The organism is Pseudomonas sp. Pso3, from assembly GCF_055393275.1.
In genome coordinates this window covers 134,004-149,012 of sequence record NZ_AP043687.1, presented here as the reverse complement: position 1 = coordinate 149,012, position 15,009 = coordinate 134,004, and the positions used below count along the sequence as shown (strand labels likewise).

Below are 15,009 nucleotides of genomic sequence, written 5' to 3'. Positions count from 1 at the left end.
CGGCTCCTCCTCTATTGCAGCAGATAGGCGTCGTAGACCACCGCCTTGCCCAGGCGCATGGCGCTGCCCACGCCCAGGGCGCGGTTGAGCCAGGCATAGGCTGGTGCGGCGGTCTCGAAAGTCAGGGTGACGCGAAAGAAATAGCGCCGGGGATCCACCGGCTTGCCGGCGGCCAGCTCGCGCATCACCTCCGGCGGGCCATAGCGATAGCCCTTGGTCTGCAGATAGATCAGGGCGCCATCGTCGGTCTGCAGCAGATAGCGGGTGTCGATGATGGCCAGGCCATCGGCGGTCACCACCTGCCAGTCGGCGCCGTTGTTGAGGATCCGTCCATGCAGGCGCTGGCCGTCGAAGCGGCCGCCGGTGATGGGGATGATGCGCCGCTTGCCCAGGTCACTGGTCTGGCCCAGCTCCCAGACCGGGGCGTCGAGGGCCACCTCGAAGCGCGCCAGGGGTTCGAGCTGCAGCGGCGGTGGCGTGGCGGTGGCCGGATCGCCGTCCGTGGTGGCCGCCCGGGCCAGGCCAGTCAGCGTCAGCAGGGTGACGAGCAGCACACTACGCATGCCCAGGCGCCTCCGCGTGGGTGGTAGCCGCCGGCACCGGTGCCCGCCGGTGCAGCAGGGCCAGCACCGCGCCTGCGGCCACCAGTACCGCAGGGGTGGTGGCCACCACTAGGGTCGCCGCGCCACCGCCCAGGGCCAGGACCTGCCCCGCCAGCAGTGGGCCGGCCATGGCGCCCAGGCGTCCGACCGCCACCGCCGCGCCGGTTCCGGTCGCCCGCACCGCCGCCGGATAGAGCTGCGGCGCCAGGGCATAGAGCACCAGTTGGCCGCCGACCACGAACAGCCCGGCGGCGAAACCGGCCAGGACCACCAGCGGATAGGCCTTGGCCAGCCCTAGCCCGGCCAGACCCAGCAGGATGCCCAGGTAGATGGCCAGCACCGTCAGCCGCGGGCGCCAGCGATCCATGAGCAGGCCGAAAAGCACCGAACCGATGCCGCCGCCCAGGTTGAAGAGGATCTGCACCCCCACCGCCTGGCCGCGGCTGAAGCCCTGCCCCACCAGCAGCGACGGCAGCCAGTTGAGCAGCATGTACATCACCGTGAGGGTGAAGAAGTAGCCCAGCCACAGCAGCAGGGTGGTCGACAGCGGGATGGCGCCCAGCCAGGCCCCGCGCGGACTACCCGCCTGAGTCCCGCCTCGCTTGCGCAGAAAGCCGGCGGTCTCCGCCAGGTAACGCCCGAGCAGCGGCGCCACCAGCAGCGGCGCCAGGCCGCCGACATAGAACACCGTCTGCCAGCGGCCGACGTCCAGCAGCCCCACCACCGCCGCCAGGGCGCCACCGAGGGGCACGCCGCAATACATCAGGCTGACCGCCGTGGCCCGGGCGCGCTCGTCCACCGACTCGGCGGACAGGGCGATCAGGTTGGGCAGGGCGCCGCCCAGACCGATGCCGGTGAGCAGTCGCGCCAGCAGCAGGCTCTCCAGACTCCAGACATGGGCGGTGGCCACCGAGAAGACGCCAAAGATCAGCACGCAGGCGATCAGCACCTTCTTGCGGCCGATGCGATCGGCGCACCAGCCGCCGATGAAGGCGCCGGGCAAGAGGCCGAGGATGCTGGCGCTGAACACCAGGCCCATCTGCCCCGGCTGGAAGCCGAAGGCCTTGGCCATGGCCGGGGCGGCGATGCCCATGGCCTGGAGGTCCATGCCCTCCAGCAGGGCGACGATGAAGCACAGCAGCAGGGTCAGGCGGGCCCCGGGCGGGGCGGTCGAGAGCAGGCGCATGGTGGACTCCTCAGAAGCGGAAGGTGGTAGCAGCCATCAGGAAGCTGGTGTCGTCGCCATCGGCCTGGCGCACGGCGGCGCCGGCCTGGAAGTAGCTGTATTCCAGGTCCAGGGTCAGGTTGGCGGTGGGCATCCAGCGCAGGTTGTTGCGCCAGAGGGTGCCAGCCTTGCGCGCCGAGCTGGCCGCGGTGCCCGGCACCGTGGTCATGCCCGGCAGGTAGACGCCGTCTTCGGTGCTCTGCCGCCAGACGCCGAACAGTCCGCTCTCCAGCTGCAGCGTCGGCCGCGGCGCCAGGGTCAGCAGCGGCCCGACCAGATAGAGGTTGGCCAGGGTGGTGAGCCCGGAGTCGCCATAGAAACCGTTCTTGGGAAAGAGCGGATCGAAGGTGCCGACGCGGTCGTCGCCTGGGCCGCGATCGCCGCTGGCGGCGTCCACCCGCAAGGCCAGCCGCGGCTTCCAGGCGCCGCCCAGGCGATAGCCGGTTTCGCTGCTCAGGCCCCAGGCGCGGATCTCCGCCCCGGCCAGATGCCCGCCCTGCCCGGCCAGGTCCCAGCTCCAGTCCCAGGGACCGGCGTTGCCGAACAGACGGAAGCCGGCGGTGTAGCGCTTTTCCGCGCCGGTCAGGCCATCCAGGGTGCGCTGGTCGGTCTCCAGACCGAAGCCGTAGACGTCGAGCTTGAGCGGCCCGGTCAGCGGCAGGGTGCCATAGAGACCATAGAACTTGACCGCGTTGTTGGAGCCGTCGTCGAAGCTGTCTTCGCCGGTCACCACGGGCCGCAGGCCGAAGGCGTCCAGCCGGTAGCCGTCCGGACGGGTCCAGGCCAGGCGCAGGCCGTCGAAGTTGAGGCGGATGTTGCGCGCGTCGCGGTAGGTGACGAAGGCCTGGTTGCCGTAGCCCAGCTCCTGGCGACCGATGCGGGTCATCAGCTTGCCACCGGCCAGCGACGTGTTGAGGTCGATGAAGGCCTGGTGCAGTTCGGTGCGGCTCTGGTCGTAGGGGCCGTAGAGCGCCTTGTTCCAGGCGCGGGTGTTTTCCAGCTGGACGAAGGCGCGCAGGGCGTCATCGAACAGGTGCAGGTCGGCGTGCAGTTGCAGGCGCTGCTGGATGTAGTGATCGGTATCCACCCCCCGCCGGCCAAAGACCGGATTGCGGATGGTGTCGAAGCGGTAGCGCGCCTCGCCACCGGTCTGCAGCCAGGCCGAGTCACCGAGGCGCTGGTAGCGCAGCCCGTCGAAGGGATCGGTGCGTTTTTGCGGATCGTCGAGGAAGCGATAGTCCTCCGCCCAGCGCGGCGGTCCGGGCGGCAGGGGACGCGCCGTCTCCAGGTTGTTGAGCGGCTTGGGCCGGGAGCTTTCCAGGGTGGTGGAAGGCGCGGCCAGGGCACCCTGGCTGGCGAGCAGGGCGGCGAGAGTAGTAAAGGCGAGGCACGAGCGAGCCCGTGCGCAGGCCGGAAGCGAGCGCGAACAAGACATGAGATGACCGTCCTGACTGAGGATGCGGAAGGCGCCGCAGGGGCGCGCGGATCAGGGCCTAGCGGGCGCGGATCGGGTAGCGGTCAGGCGGGAGAGTGGTTGGATAGCGAGCTGACATGGCGGGTGTCCCTTTGTTGTTGTTGTCGTCACCGTGGGGGCCGGGTGGCCCTGGTTCGATGATGGTCGATGGCAGAAATGGATCAAGCCATCCGATCCGAATCTGGCCGATTACCGAACGTTATATTTATTAACTTTATGCCTGCGGGACGACTGCTCACCTAGGTCTCGCAACGTCTCCTGTATCGCGCTTTGTAACAATGCCCGCCCTTGAGGGGTCCATCAGGAGGCCCGTACGGGTTAAGGTTCCTTCTCTCACGATCGAAAAGGCGAACTCATGAGCTTCAAGACTCCCCTCCTGCTGGCTGGCGCCGCGCTCTTCACCCTGCTGGCCGGTTGCGGCTCGCACGAAACCCAGAGCAGCCCGGCGGCCTCTTCGGCCCCGAGCGGCGCCGTCAGCAGCAGTGGCCGGTGCAACTCCGATGCGGTCCAGGATCTGGTCGGCAAGGCCCTCTCCCCGGCCCTGGCCGAAGAAGGCCGGCAACGCGCCGGTGCCCAGGTCGTTCGCGTGGTCCGTCCGCAGGACCCCATGACCATGGACTTCAACTCCCAGCGCCTGACCATCACCACCAGCGCCAGTCTGGTGGTGCAGACCGCCACCTGCGGCTGATCCCCGTCGCGCCCCACGACCTGCCGACCCCGGTCGCGCAGGTCGGCGCCTGCCGCTAGAGGCCGAAGCCCTGGCGCAGGGCTGCCACGCTGTGGAAGTGAAAGGCCGGGCGGTGGCGCTCCAGCTCTTCCCGGCTACCGAAGCCATAGCCCAGGGCCACCGCCGCCACGCCGTTGGCCCGGGCGGCGATCAGGTCGTGCTCGCGGTCGCCCAGCATCAGGCAGGTCTCCGGCGCCAGGCCTTCGGTGTCCAGCACGAAGCGCAGCAGCTCGGTCTTGTCGGTGCGGGTGCCATCCAGCTCGCTGCCATGCAGGGCGATGAAGAACTCCGTCAGCGCGAAGTGCCGGAGGATCTCCACGGCGAACACCCGCGGCTTGGCCGTCACCAGATAGAGCCGTCGCCCGGCCGCCTGCAGCGCGGCCAGCAACTCGCGGATGCCTGCATAGACCTCGTTCTCATAGAGACCGGTGGCGCGGAAATACCCGCGATAGGCCGCCACCGCGCGCCAGGCGCGCGCCTCGTCGAAGCCGTAGTGGGTCATGAAACTCTGCAGCAGCGGCGGGCCGATAAAGACCTCCAGCCTGCGCAGATCGGGCTCCTCGATCCCCTCGGCGCGCAGCGCCACCTGGATCGCCCGGGTGATGCCCAGGCGCGAATCGGTGAGGGTGCCATCGAGATCGAACAGCAGATGGGGGTGATGCATGGGGCGTCCTGGGCAGCGGAGATCCCCGTCAGTATGGCGACCGGTGGCAGAGATCGGTAGGCTCGACCGCTTCACTGGAAATGAGTCTTGTTCGCTGATGCCTCCGTCGCCGCTCTCCTCTCGCCGCCCTCCACGCTGCACCTGGCTGGCCCTGCCGCTGCTGCTGGCCCTGGCCCTGCCGGGCCAGGCGCGCCCCATCGATCAGCCCATGGACGCCCAGGTGCTCCAGCAGCCGGGCCACGGCTATGCCTTCAGCGAACTCCAGCTGGATTCCACCGACGGCGCCCGCCACTACCAGGTGTGGATCGCCCGACCCACCACCCCGGCGCCGGCCACCGGCTATCCGGTGCTCTATCTGCTCGACGGCAACGCCGCCCTGGGCGGGCTGAATGCCGAATTGCTCGACACCCTGGCCAAGCGGCCCCATCCGCCCGTGCTGGTGGCGGTGGGTTACACGGGCGGCAAGCGTATCGATGGCCCGGGTCGGGCCTATGACTACACGCCCTCGGCCCCCACCAGCGAGCGCTTTCGCGAGATGGCCACCGGCGGCGCCGACGTCTTTCTCGCCTGGCTGCTGGAGCGCCTGGAGCCGGCGGTGGCCCGTCAGGTCCCCCTGGATCCTGGCCAGCGCGCGGTCTGGGGTCATTCCCTGGGCGGGCTGTTCGTCCTCCACGCCCTGCTCACCCGTCCGGACGCCTTCGCCGAGGGCTACGCCGTGAGTCCTTCGCTGTGGTGGAGTCCCACCGTGCTGCCGCAAGACGACGAGCAATTGAAGGCGCGCTTCCAGGCCCATCCGGTCCGCCTGGTGCTGCTGCAGGGCGGCGCCGAGCGCGAACTGCCCGCGCACTTCCAGAGCGAGGTCCCCGCCGATGCCACCCGGCGCCTGGCCGACCGCCTCGGCCAGCTCCCCGGCATCCGGGTGCGCTACGAGGTGCTCGAAGGGCTGGGCCACGGCCCCATGCTGCCGGCCTCGCTGCAGACGGTGTTGAGCGAGTGGCGCTAGTCCGCCAACCAGCGATACATCACCAGGCAATCCACCAGCCCCAGGCTGGAGTGGCGATAGGCCCTGGGCAGGGTGCCGACGATCTCGAAGCCGTGCTTCTGCCAGAGCCGTACCGCCACCTGGTTGCTGGCCACCACCGAGTTGAATTGCATCGCCTGGAAGCCCAGTTCACGGGCCACCTGCAGGGAGTGCTCGCAAAGGGCGCCGGCGACGCCCTGGCCGCGGGCGGCGGGGGCGACCATGTAGCCGCAATTGCAGACGTGATCGCCTGGCCCCATGGCATTGGCCTTGAGGTAGTAGCTGCCGAGCAGCTGGCCGTCGCGCTCGGCGACGAAGGTCGCCCGCGGTAGCTCCACCCAGAGGCGCCAGGCCTCGTCGCGGGTCATGTCCGGGTCGTAGGCGTAGGTCTCCCGGGCCTGGGCGACCTGCTGGATCAGCGGCCAGACCTGGTCGAAATCGGCGGCTTCGAGGGGGCGAATCTGCATGGGTGACTCCGGCGGACGAAGGGGCCGCCAGTGTCGCCTAGCCGAGTGCCGCTGCCAAATCACCGCCCTCTTCCAGCAGCCCCTGGGCGCCCTGGCGACAGGCCGCCAGCAATTCCTCGGCGAGGCTCTCGTCATCCAGTGCCCGCGCCAGGGCCACGCCCCCGATCAGGGTGGTGGCCAGCTGCAGCGCCCGGGCGCGCCGCTGCGCCGGCGGCCCCGACAGATCCTGCTCCAGTCGGGTGACGAAGCGCGCGAAGAAGCGGGTATAGCTGCCCCGGATGGCGGCCTCCCGGTGGGTGACGTCGGCCGCCAGAAAGGCCAGCGGACAGCGCAGCGCTTCGCCCTCGGCATGTTCGCGACTCAGGTAATGCTCGACCAGTTGCCCGAGGCCTTGGCTACCGAGATCGTCGAGCCGGGCACTGCCGACCCGGGCGGCATGGGCGATGGCCTGGTCATAGACCTCGGTCTTGGTGCGGAAGTGGTGGTAGAAGGCGCCGCGGGTGAGACCGGCATCGGCCATCAGGTCGTCGAGACCGACCGCATCGAAGCCGCGCAGGGCGAACAGGTGGGCGGCGCTGTCGAGGATGCGCTGGCGGGTCTGCTCGCGCTGATCAAGGGGCCAGGCCATGGCTACTCCAGATTATGTTCTTGAACATAAGGTCCCCTTTGCCAGCATGGAGCCTTCTTTGCAAGGAGCCTGCAGCATGACGCCCTATCTCTTCGGTCCCGCTTTCAGCACCCTGGTGCGTAGCGTGCGCCTCCATGCCCTGGAACAGGGCCTTGAGCTGCCCTGTGGCCTCGCACCCGCCGGCCAGGCCATCGCCTGGCGCAGCGAAGCCCACCTGGCGCTGCACCCCTTCGGCCAGGTGCCGGTGCTGTTCGATGGCGAGCTGCGGATCTTCGAGACCCTCGCCATCTGCCGCCATCTCGATCGTCGGCTCTCGCCGGAGCGCGATGGCAACCCGGAGCAGGACGCCTGGAGCAGCGCCCTGCTCACCACTGTGGATAGCCGTCTGGTCCGCCACTATCTGCTGCGCGTCGCCGGGCCACGACCCGCCCCCTTCCGCACACCGGAGGACGAGCAGCGCGCCCTGGCCGACGTCGACGCGACCCTGGCCGTGCTCGATCGCCAGCTGGGCAACCAGGGCTTTCTCTGCGGCGCCGAATTCAGTCTGCCCGACGCCCTGCTGGCGCCCATGCTCGACTATCTGGAGCCCCTGCCGGCCCTCAACTGGCGGACGACCTGGCCCCGCCTCGCCGCCTATCTCGACCGCCTGCGCGCGCGACCCTCCGGCCAGGCGATCCTGGTGGCGACCGACTTAAAGCTGCGCTGAGCCGACCGGAGCTACCAGGAACCACCTACCTCCCCAACACACCACAACCATCCCCTCTCCCCCTGGGAGAGGGCTAGGGTGAGGGCCGCCCACCACCCCTCCCTACCTGCTAGCCTTGGAAGCTCCTCCCCTGTCCAAGGACCGCCCATGACCACCGCCCGCCCCATCGCCCTCGTCACCGGTGCCTCCCAGGGCATCGGCCGCGCCGTCGCCCTCGGCCTGCTGCAGGACGGCTTCCGCGTGGTCCTCGCTGCCCGTCGCGCCGAACCCTTGGAGGCCCTCGCCGAAGAGGCGCGGCAACAGGGCGGCGAAGCCCTGGCTGTACCCTGCGACGTCACCGATGCCGCCAGCGTCGAGGCGCTGTTCGCTCGCATCCGCGAGACCTACGGCCGCCTGGACCTGCTGTTCAACAACGCCGGCGTCGGCGCCCCGGCGGTGCCCATCGACGAGCTGGAACTGGACGCCTGGCACCGGGCGGTCAACACCAACCTCACCGGCGTCTTTCTCTGCAGCCGCGCGGCCTTCGCCCTGATGCGCGCACAATCGCCCTGTGGCGGGCGCATCATCAACAACGGCTCCATCTCGGCGCACACGCCCCGGCCCTTCAGTGCGCCCTATACCGCGACCAAGCACGCCGTGGCCGGGCTGACCAAGGCCCTGGCCCTGGACGGCCGCGCCTTCGACATCGCCTGCGGCCAGATCGACATCGGCAACGCTGCCACCGAGATGACCGAGCGCATGGCCAACGGCGTGCTCCAGGCCGACGGCAGCACCGCCGTGGAGCCACGCATGGACGTCAGGCACGTCGCCGACGCCGTCCGCTACATGGCCAGCCTGCCGCTGGATGCCAACGTCCAGACCCTGACCGTGATGGCGACCAAGATGCCCTATGTGGGGCGGGGCTGAGGGGTTCCAAGTGGAACCCGAGCAGACAAGGAGCACGCAATGAGTCCAGCCGAAATCCTCTCCTTCTGGCGCGCCGCCGGCCGTCGTCAGTGGTTCAACGGCGGCCCTGCCTTCGACGCCGAGTGCCGCGTGCGCTTCGCGGACACGCACCTGGCCGCCAGTCGCGGTGAATGGGACGGCTGGGCCGCCAGTGCCGAAGGCGCCCTGGCCCTGTGCCTGCTGCTGGACCAGATCCCGCGCAATATCTATCGCCACAGCGGCCACGCCTTCGCCACCGACGGCCTGGCCCTGCAGCACGCGCGACAGGCGATAGCCGCCGGCCTGGATCAGCAGGTCGAAGCCGAGTTGCGCGCCTTCTTCTATCTGCCCTTCGAGCACTCCGAGGCGCTGGACGATCAGCGGCACTCGCTCATACTTTTCGAGGCACTGGGGATCGAGCACTACCGGCGCTATGCCGAGGCTCATCTGGAGGTGATCGCTCGCTTCGGTCGTTTTCCGCACCGAAATTATGTCCTAGGCCGGCTCAACACTCCGGACGAACAGGCATGGTTAAACGCAGGTGGCGGCTTTTAAACAAGCACTAAAGGTACTTCCGGTAAGCTTCAAGAAGGCCGGCTATCAAGCACCCAAACGCCGATCGATCTTTCGGTTCAGGATGATCGACGTCTGGGTCTGCTTAACCCCCTCAAGGTTACCGATGCGGTCGAGCAGTTCGTCGAGCTTTTCGTGGGTGGTGCAGCGCAGGAAGGCCAGATAGTCGAACTGGCCGCTGACCGAGGAGACTTCCTCGACCTCGACCATCTTTTCCAGGGCGCGGATGACGCCGGCAGTGCTGCGCGGCAGGACGCTGATGGCGCAGTAGGCGCGCACGGCGGCCTGTTCCAGTTCGGAGCCTAGGCGCAGGCCGTAGCCCTGGATGATGCCGTCACGCTCCAGGCGCGCCAGGCGGGTGACCACCGTGGTGCGCGCCAGGCCCAGCTGGCGGGCCAGGGTGGCGTTGGAGGCGCGGGCGTTCTGTTGCAGCAGGTGGATGAGCTGCCAGTCGGTCGGATCGAGTTTGGTGAACATCGTGGCTGCCTGCCGGGGGCGGGCGTCGGGGGCAGAGGCCACCGACGCGGGAGCCGACATTCTAGGCGGGGCGGCCGAGGGCAGCCAGGGCGGCGTCCAGGGATTGCTGCTGCTGGCGCTCGTACAGCGCCATCTCGTCGAGCACCGGCGCACCCAGGGCGGCTTCGAAGGCGGCGCGATTGCCGCCGCTCTGGTACTCCTGCTGGCTACCGGCACCCAGGTTGGACTGGAAGATGCCCGCGGCGCTGACCGGCAGGAAGTCTTCGTAGGTGATGGGATCCACAAGGAGCTGGCCAGCGGCGATCAGGGCCTCGGGATCGTGGCTATCGCTAGCCGCCTGGCTGGCGGGCGCAGCGCGATAGCGGAACCAGGCCAGCCCCTGACGGCGCAGCTCGTCCCAGTTGTCGGGCAGCACCTGGAACACCTCGGCCAATACCGTTGCGTAGTCACTGCCGGCCGCCTTGCTGCGCTGGCGGACCTCCTGCAGCAGTTCGTCGTAGCGCTGGCGACCGGCCGGCGTGAGGGCGATGCCGCGCTGTTCGATTTCGCCGAAGCGCGCCGTGTGCGAGCCCTGGACCTCGCCCTGAAACAGGATGGGTTCTTCCAGGGCCTTGAAACTGGTCTGGCGCAGCAGGATGGGGCACTGGCGGCGGGGCGGGCCTTCGATGGTTTCCTTGGGCGCGATGCCGCGGGCGGGCATCTGCGCCTGGACGGCGTCGATGTCGAGGGTGCGCGGGGTCAGGTGGTTGATGTGCGGCCCCTTGAAGCAGACCACGTCGGCGATCAGTCGGTGGGCAGCGTGCAGGCGCTGGTAGAGACTGGCGTCGACATTGGCCTCGCGGTGCCAGCGAAAGGTCTCTAGGGCTTCCTGGACGAAGGCAGCGGCCTCGGCATCCGTCAGGCCGCCCTGGGCTTCGGCGCGCTCGATCAACTCCAGTGCACCCGGGGTGAAGATGCGGCGCGCGTTCAGTACCCCTTCGGCCAGTTGGCGCAGCTCGGTGTCCTCGATCAGCTCCAGGCGCAGCAGCGAGGTGAAGACGCGAAACGGATTGACCTGCAGGGCGGCCGGCTCCACCGGACGGAAGGCGGTGGAATGCACCGGCACCCCGGCCACGCTCAGGTCGTAGTAGCCGACCGGCTGCATGCCCATCACGGCGAACAGGCGGCGCAGGGTGGCCAGCTCGGTGGCGGTGCCGACGCGAATGGCGCCATGGCGCTCCAGATCCAGGCGCTCCGCGGAATCTCCGGCAAAGCCCGGCTGTCCGGCGTTCACCTCGGCGACCAGTTCCAACAGGGTGCCGTACTGGGGCACCTCCTGGCGGTACATCGCCGACATGGCCTGGGAAAAGCGGGTGCGGATCAGATCCGGGGAAAGCAGCGACGCGACGGTCATGGGAGCGGCTCCTGGCTCAGGCTAGAAGCCGATTTCGACATGCCCGCACGGGCTGCTCAAGCGATCTTTGCTCATTGGATCATTCCCCGAGGGAATGGGCGGATGCCTCAGTGATCCTTGTGCTGAGTCTTGGGCTTCTTCACGTGATCGGTGCCGGTATCGCTGCCCGAACCGCTGCTGGAACCGTTGTCGGCCGCGCCGACGCCGGTGCTGGGCGCCTTTTCCATACCATGGGTGCTAGTGGGATCGGGTCGCGCGGGGGTGGCCGGGGGATTGGTCGGGCTGGTCTGGGCCAGGGCGGCGCCGGACAGGCTGAGGCCCAAGAGCAGGGCAGAGAGCAGGGAAGAGGTACGCATGGGAGGACTCCTCGGAACGGATGCACTCCCTTTAGGCACCTCCCCCGCGGGGAGGTGCCGCGCCGCGGATCAGCTGCCGCTGGTGCTGGCCTTGTGGACCTTCTTGTGCGCCACCTTCTTGTGGTGGGTGGTGGTCTGCTTGCCGGTCTTGGCCGGGCTGCTGCTCGTCGCGGCAGGCGTTGCCGCAGGATCGGCGGGCGCCGTCTGGGCGAAGGCGGCGGAGGTGGCCAGCAGGCCGGCGAGGGTCAGGCAGAGGGTGGTGCTTTTCATGGAAGTCACTCCTTCGGTGGCTGATTGCAGCCCCAGTTAGCCGCCTTTCGCCCGGCAAAACCGTGTCCCCTTCCACAGCCAGGGCCATTGGTAACAAGATATTTCAATCGACTGCCAAGGCGTTAACAGTCTGGCAACCCCTTCGTCAGGGGCCCGGCTTGGGCATAATGCCGAGACGCCCCCTTACCGTAGCCGCGTATGCCCAAGAGTCCTCATCTCCCCAAGCGCCCCCGCTGGAGCAGCCTGCTGCTGCTGGCCCTGGGCCTGACGCTGCTGCTGATTCCGCTGCGCTATGCGGCCCAGCACTATTACGAGGCGCAACTGGCCGAGCAGAACGGTCAGACGCTGGACCTCTATGTCGCCAACCTGCTGGGCACCCTGAGACGCTACGAGGTGCTGCCGGATCTGCTGGGCGATCTGCCGGTGCTGCGCCATGCCCTGGAAGGCCAGCGTGACGGCAGCGCCCAGGACGCCGCCAGCCAGATGCTGGAAGACATCCGCCAGCGCACCGGGGCGGATGTCATCTACCTGATGCAGGACGACGGCACCTGCCTGGCCAGCTCCAACTATCGCCAGGCGGACAGCTTCGTCGGTCGCGACTTCTCCTTCCGGCCCTATTACAAGGCGGCCATGCAGGGCCAGCCGGGGCGCTTCTTCGGCCTGGGCACCACCTCCAGCAAACGCGGCTACTATTTCGCCGCCGCCGTGCGTGACGGGGCGCGCGCCATCGGCGTGGTGGTGGTCAAGGTCGATCTGGACAGTGCGGAAAAGCTCTGGGGCAACGCGCCCGAGCAGTTGCTGGTGACCGATGACCTGGGCGTGGTCATCCTCACCTCCCATGACGCCTGGCGCTTTCGCGCCACCCATCCGCTGGACGAGCGCCAGCGCGAGCAGGTCAACGCCAACCGGCCCTACCCCACCACCAATCCGGCGCCCCTGACCCTGGTGCCCGGCGACTGGCTGACCCAGACCCGCAATCTCGACGAGGTGGGCTGGAACGCGCAGATCCTGGCGCCGCGGGAGATGGTCGAGCGCCAGGTGCGCAGCGCCCTCTATGTCGGCGCGGCCACCCTGCTGGCGCTGCTCCTGCTGCTGGTGGTCATGACCCTGAGACGGCGCCACTTCATCGAGCGCCTGGCGCTGGATGCCCGGGCCAAGCGTGACCTGGAGCTGAACGTGGAGGAGCGCACCCGCGACCTGCAGACGCTCAACGCGCGGCTGCAGCAGGAGGTGCACGATCGCGAGCAGGCCCAGCGCGAACTCATGCGCGCCCAGGACGAAGCCGTGCAGGCCGGCAAGCTGTCGGCGCTGGGGACCATGTCGGCCAGCATCAGTCACGAACTCAACCAGCCGCTGGCGGCCATCCGCAGCTACACGGAAAACGCCGTGGTGCTGCTCGACCACGATCGGCTGGACGATGCCCGCGGCAATCTCAAGCTGATCGGCGAACTGACCACGCGCATGGCCAACATCATCGCCCACCTCAAGGCCTATGCCCGCGGTGCCCGCCGCGCGCCGGAGAGCGTGGTGCTGCAGGGTGCCCTGGAAGACGCCCTGGCGCTGGTCGCCGCGCGGCGCCGGGCCATGCAGGTGGAGCTGATCCGCGACCTGCCCGATGCGCCGCTGTGGGTGCAGGCCGGCGAGACCCGCCTGCGGCAGATCATCAGCAACCTGCTGAGCAATGCCCTCGACGCCCTGGCGGAAAAGACCAGCACCCGCCGGCTGTGGCTGACCACCAGCATCGACGAGCGCGGTGTGACCCTGATCCTGAGGGACAACGGACCGGGTTTCTCCAGCGAAGCCCTGGCCCGCGCCCATGAACCCTTCTTCACCACCAAGGCCACCGCCCAGGGTCTCGGCCTGGGTCTGGCGATCTGCGATAACCTGTTGCGGACCCTCGGCGGCCACCTGCACCTGTCCAACCATCTCGACGGTGGCGCCGAGGTGCGCCTCTATCTGCTGCACGGCAAACCCGGGGTCGCGTCGGTACCCCAGGAAGAAGTCCGCGGTTGACCGTGCAGCCCCTTACCTTAGGTTCCTTGCCATGAGCGCTCTGCCCCCCTTCGACCCTGCCAGCCAGATCCTGTTGATCGACGATGACGCCCACCTGCGCCTGGCCCTGAGCCAGACCCTGGACCTGGCCGGCTTCAAGGTGACTACCCTGGCCGATGCCCGCGACCTGGAAATGGCCACCGTGCGCGATTGGCCCGGCGTGGTGGTGAGCGACATCCGCATGCCCGGCATCGATGGCCTGGAGTTGCTCGCCCAGTTGCACCAGCGCGACGCCGAATTGCCGGTGGTGTTGATCACTGGCCACGGCGACGTGCCCCTGGCGGTCCAGGCCATGCGCGCCGGCGCCTATGACTTCCTGGAAAAGCCCTTCGCCAACGACGCCCTGATCGACAGCGTGCGCCGCGCCCTGGGCGCCCGCCACCTGGTGCTGGAGAACCGCAGCCTGCGCCTGGCCCTGGCCGAACGCCATGAGCTGCAGACCCGGCTGATCGGCCAGACCCCAGGCATGGCCCGGCTGCGCGACCAGATCGGCGCCCTCGCCGCGACCCAGGCGGACGTGCTGATCCATGGCGAAACCGGTGCCGGCAAGGAGGTGGTGGCCCGTGCCCTGCACGACCTGTCGAATCGCCGCGACGGCCCCTTCGTCGCCATCAACGCCGGCGCCCTCGCCGAATCCGTGGTGGAGAGCGAACTCTTCGGCCACGAACAGGGCGCCTTCACCGGAGCCCAGAAGCGCCGTATCGGCAAATTCGAATACGCCAGCGGCGGCACCCTCTTTCTCGACGAGATCGAGAGCATGAGCCTGGATGTCCAGGTCAAGCTGCTGCGCCTGCTGCAGGAGCGCAAGGTCGAGCGCCTCGGCTCCAACCAGCAGATCCCGCTGGACATCCGGGTGGTCGCCGCCACCAAGGAAGACCTGCGCCAGGCCGCCGACCAGGGCCGGTTCCGCGCCGACCTCTACTACCGGCTCAATGTCGCCACCCTGCGCATCCCCGCCCTGCGCGAGCGCAGCGAAGACATCCTGCCCCTGTTCCGCCACTTCGCCCTGGCCGCCGCCCAGCGCCACGGCACCCCGCTGCGCGAACCCGACGCCGAGCAGCGCGCCGCCCTGATCGCCCACAGCTGGCCAGGCAACGTGCGCGAATTGCAGAACGCCGCCGAGCGCTTCGCCCTGGGGCTGGAGCTGGCGCTGGACAACAGCGCCTATGCGCCCCTGGCGCCCATGACGGCGACGCCCGTGGCCGCCTCCACGGCGGCGGCACCCGCGGCGGCCGCCCTCGCCGCCGGGCTGGGCGAGCAGGTCGAGGCCTTCGAGCGCGAACTCATCCAGCGCGAACTGGCCCGCCCCCACGCCTCCCTGCGCAGCCTGGCCGAAGCCCTGGGGCTGCCGCGCAAGACGCTGTCCGACAAACTGCGCAAGCACGACCTGCAGTTCACCGGTGGCGCGGCGGACGACGGGGACTGACCAAGGTCGGCTGGTCGCGCCTGG

Annotated in this window: 17 protein-coding genes; 7 read left to right on the top strand and 10 right to left on the bottom strand. The window is 68.9% G+C overall.

Going from position 1 to position 15,009, the window contains the following annotated elements; genetic code table 11:
- Window positions 1-11: 11 nt before the first annotated feature.
- From ACZ5R1_RS00760 to ACZ5R1_RS00750, 3 genes are read right to left on the bottom strand one after another with little or no spacing between them, the layout of a single operon-like run.
- Complete coding sequence (locus ACZ5R1_RS00760; protein WP_115946184.1) at window positions 12-563, bottom strand: DUF3237 domain-containing protein; 552 nt, start codon at window positions 561-563, stop codon at window positions 12-14.
- Complete coding sequence (mhpT, locus tag ACZ5R1_RS00755; protein WP_115946185.1) at window positions 556-1,788, bottom strand: 3-(3-hydroxy-phenyl)propionate transporter MhpT; 1,233 nt, start codon at window positions 1,786-1,788, stop codon at window positions 556-558. Before mhpT ends, ACZ5R1_RS00760 begins: the two co-directional genes overlap by 8 nt.
- Before the next feature lie 10 nt (window positions 1,789-1,798).
- Window positions 1,799-3,262 carry an alginate export family protein gene (locus tag ACZ5R1_RS00750; protein ID WP_115946186.1) on the bottom strand — a complete coding sequence of 488 codons (1,464 nt, stop codon included), beginning with the start codon at window positions 3,260-3,262 and terminating at the stop codon, window positions 1,799-1,801.
- A gap of 394 nt (window positions 3,263-3,656) precedes the next feature.
- Here ACZ5R1_RS00750 and ACZ5R1_RS00745 point away from each other — a divergent pair, with 394 nt between their 5' ends.
- The gene (locus tag ACZ5R1_RS00745; protein ID WP_027600409.1) at window positions 3,657-3,989 is read left to right on the top strand and encodes an I78 family peptidase inhibitor; all 333 of its coding nucleotides are present in this window, start codon (window positions 3,657-3,659) and stop codon (window positions 3,987-3,989) included.
- A gap of 55 nt (window positions 3,990-4,044) precedes the next feature.
- Here ACZ5R1_RS00745 and ACZ5R1_RS00740 read toward each other — a convergent pair whose 3' ends face one another.
- Window positions 4,045-4,692 (bottom strand): HAD hydrolase-like protein, encoded by a 648-nt coding sequence (locus tag ACZ5R1_RS00740; RefSeq protein WP_042135153.1) that lies wholly within the window; start codon window positions 4,690-4,692, stop codon window positions 4,045-4,047.
- Window positions 4,693-4,789: 97 nt separating this feature from the next.
- Between ACZ5R1_RS00740 and ACZ5R1_RS00735 the strand changes: the two genes are divergently transcribed.
- The gene (locus tag ACZ5R1_RS00735; RefSeq protein ID WP_464712755.1) at window positions 4,790-5,695 is read left to right on the top strand and encodes an alpha/beta hydrolase; all 906 of its coding nucleotides are present in this window, start codon (window positions 4,790-4,792) and stop codon (window positions 5,693-5,695) included.
- Here ACZ5R1_RS00735 and ACZ5R1_RS00730 read toward each other — a convergent pair.
- Together ACZ5R1_RS00730 and ACZ5R1_RS00725 are read right to left on the bottom strand one after the other, a co-directional pair.
- Window positions 5,692-6,180 (bottom strand): N-acetyltransferase family protein, encoded by a 489-nt coding sequence (locus ACZ5R1_RS00730; RefSeq protein WP_464712754.1) that lies wholly within the window; start codon window positions 6,178-6,180, stop codon window positions 5,692-5,694. The two genes, ACZ5R1_RS00735 and ACZ5R1_RS00730, sit on opposite strands and share 4 nt — an antisense overlap.
- Window positions 6,181-6,217: 37 nt before the next feature.
- Window positions 6,218-6,808, bottom strand: a complete 591-nt coding sequence (locus ACZ5R1_RS00725; protein ID WP_042135149.1) for a TetR/AcrR family transcriptional regulator — start codon at window positions 6,806-6,808, stop codon at window positions 6,218-6,220.
- Between the two features lie 76 nt (window positions 6,809-6,884).
- On the opposite strand from ACZ5R1_RS00725, the gene ACZ5R1_RS00720 reads away from it, so the two are divergent.
- From ACZ5R1_RS00720 to ACZ5R1_RS00710, 3 genes are all read left to right on the top strand, one after another.
- On the top strand, window positions 6,885-7,514 hold the full coding sequence (locus ACZ5R1_RS00720) for a glutathione S-transferase family protein (RefSeq protein ID WP_042135147.1): 630 nt from the start codon (window positions 6,885-6,887) through the stop codon (window positions 7,512-7,514).
- A gap of 147 nt (window positions 7,515-7,661) precedes the next feature.
- Entirely contained in the window at window positions 7,662-8,420 is a 759-nt protein-coding gene (locus tag ACZ5R1_RS00715; protein ID WP_042135144.1) for an SDR family oxidoreductase, read from the top strand.
- Window positions 8,421-8,459: 39 nt separating this feature from the next.
- On the top strand, window positions 8,460-8,993 hold the full coding sequence (locus ACZ5R1_RS00710; RefSeq protein WP_042135143.1) for a DUF924 family protein: 534 nt from the start codon (window positions 8,460-8,462) through the stop codon (window positions 8,991-8,993).
- A gap of 45 nt (window positions 8,994-9,038) precedes the next feature.
- On the opposite strand, the gene ACZ5R1_RS00705 is transcribed toward ACZ5R1_RS00710, so the two are convergent.
- The 4 genes from ACZ5R1_RS00705 to ACZ5R1_RS00690 all read right to left on the bottom strand — a co-directional run bounded on the left by ACZ5R1_RS00705 (window position 9,039) and on the right by ACZ5R1_RS00690 (window position 11,507).
- Entirely contained in the window at window positions 9,039-9,488 is a 450-nt protein-coding gene (locus tag ACZ5R1_RS00705; RefSeq protein WP_042135142.1) for an Lrp/AsnC family transcriptional regulator, read from the bottom strand.
- Window positions 9,489-9,549: 61 nt separating this feature from the next.
- Window positions 9,550-10,881, bottom strand: coding sequence for a 2-oxoadipate dioxygenase/decarboxylase HglS (gene hglS, locus ACZ5R1_RS00700; protein WP_042135141.1), 1,332 nt, complete (start codon window positions 10,879-10,881; stop codon window positions 9,550-9,552).
- 107 nt (window positions 10,882-10,988) lie between these two features.
- Entirely contained in the window at window positions 10,989-11,237 is a 249-nt protein-coding gene (locus ACZ5R1_RS00695) for a hypothetical protein (RefSeq protein WP_042135139.1), read from the bottom strand.
- 69 nt (window positions 11,238-11,306) lie between these two features.
- Window positions 11,307-11,507 carry a hypothetical protein gene (locus tag ACZ5R1_RS00690; protein ID WP_042135137.1) on the bottom strand — a complete coding sequence of 67 codons (201 nt, stop codon included), beginning with the start codon at window positions 11,505-11,507 and terminating at the stop codon, window positions 11,307-11,309.
- Between the two features lie 198 nt (window positions 11,508-11,705).
- Between ACZ5R1_RS00690 and ACZ5R1_RS00685 the strand changes: the two genes are divergently transcribed.
- Entirely contained in the window at window positions 11,706-13,520 is a 1,815-nt protein-coding gene (locus ACZ5R1_RS00685; RefSeq protein ID WP_042135135.1) for a sensor histidine kinase, read from the top strand.
- A 31-nt stretch (window positions 13,521-13,551) separates the two neighbouring features.
- On the top strand, window positions 13,552-14,985 hold the full coding sequence (locus ACZ5R1_RS00680; protein WP_042135133.1) for a sigma-54-dependent transcriptional regulator: 1,434 nt from the start codon (window positions 13,552-13,554) through the stop codon (window positions 14,983-14,985).
- Window positions 14,986-15,009 lie beyond the last annotated feature (24 nt).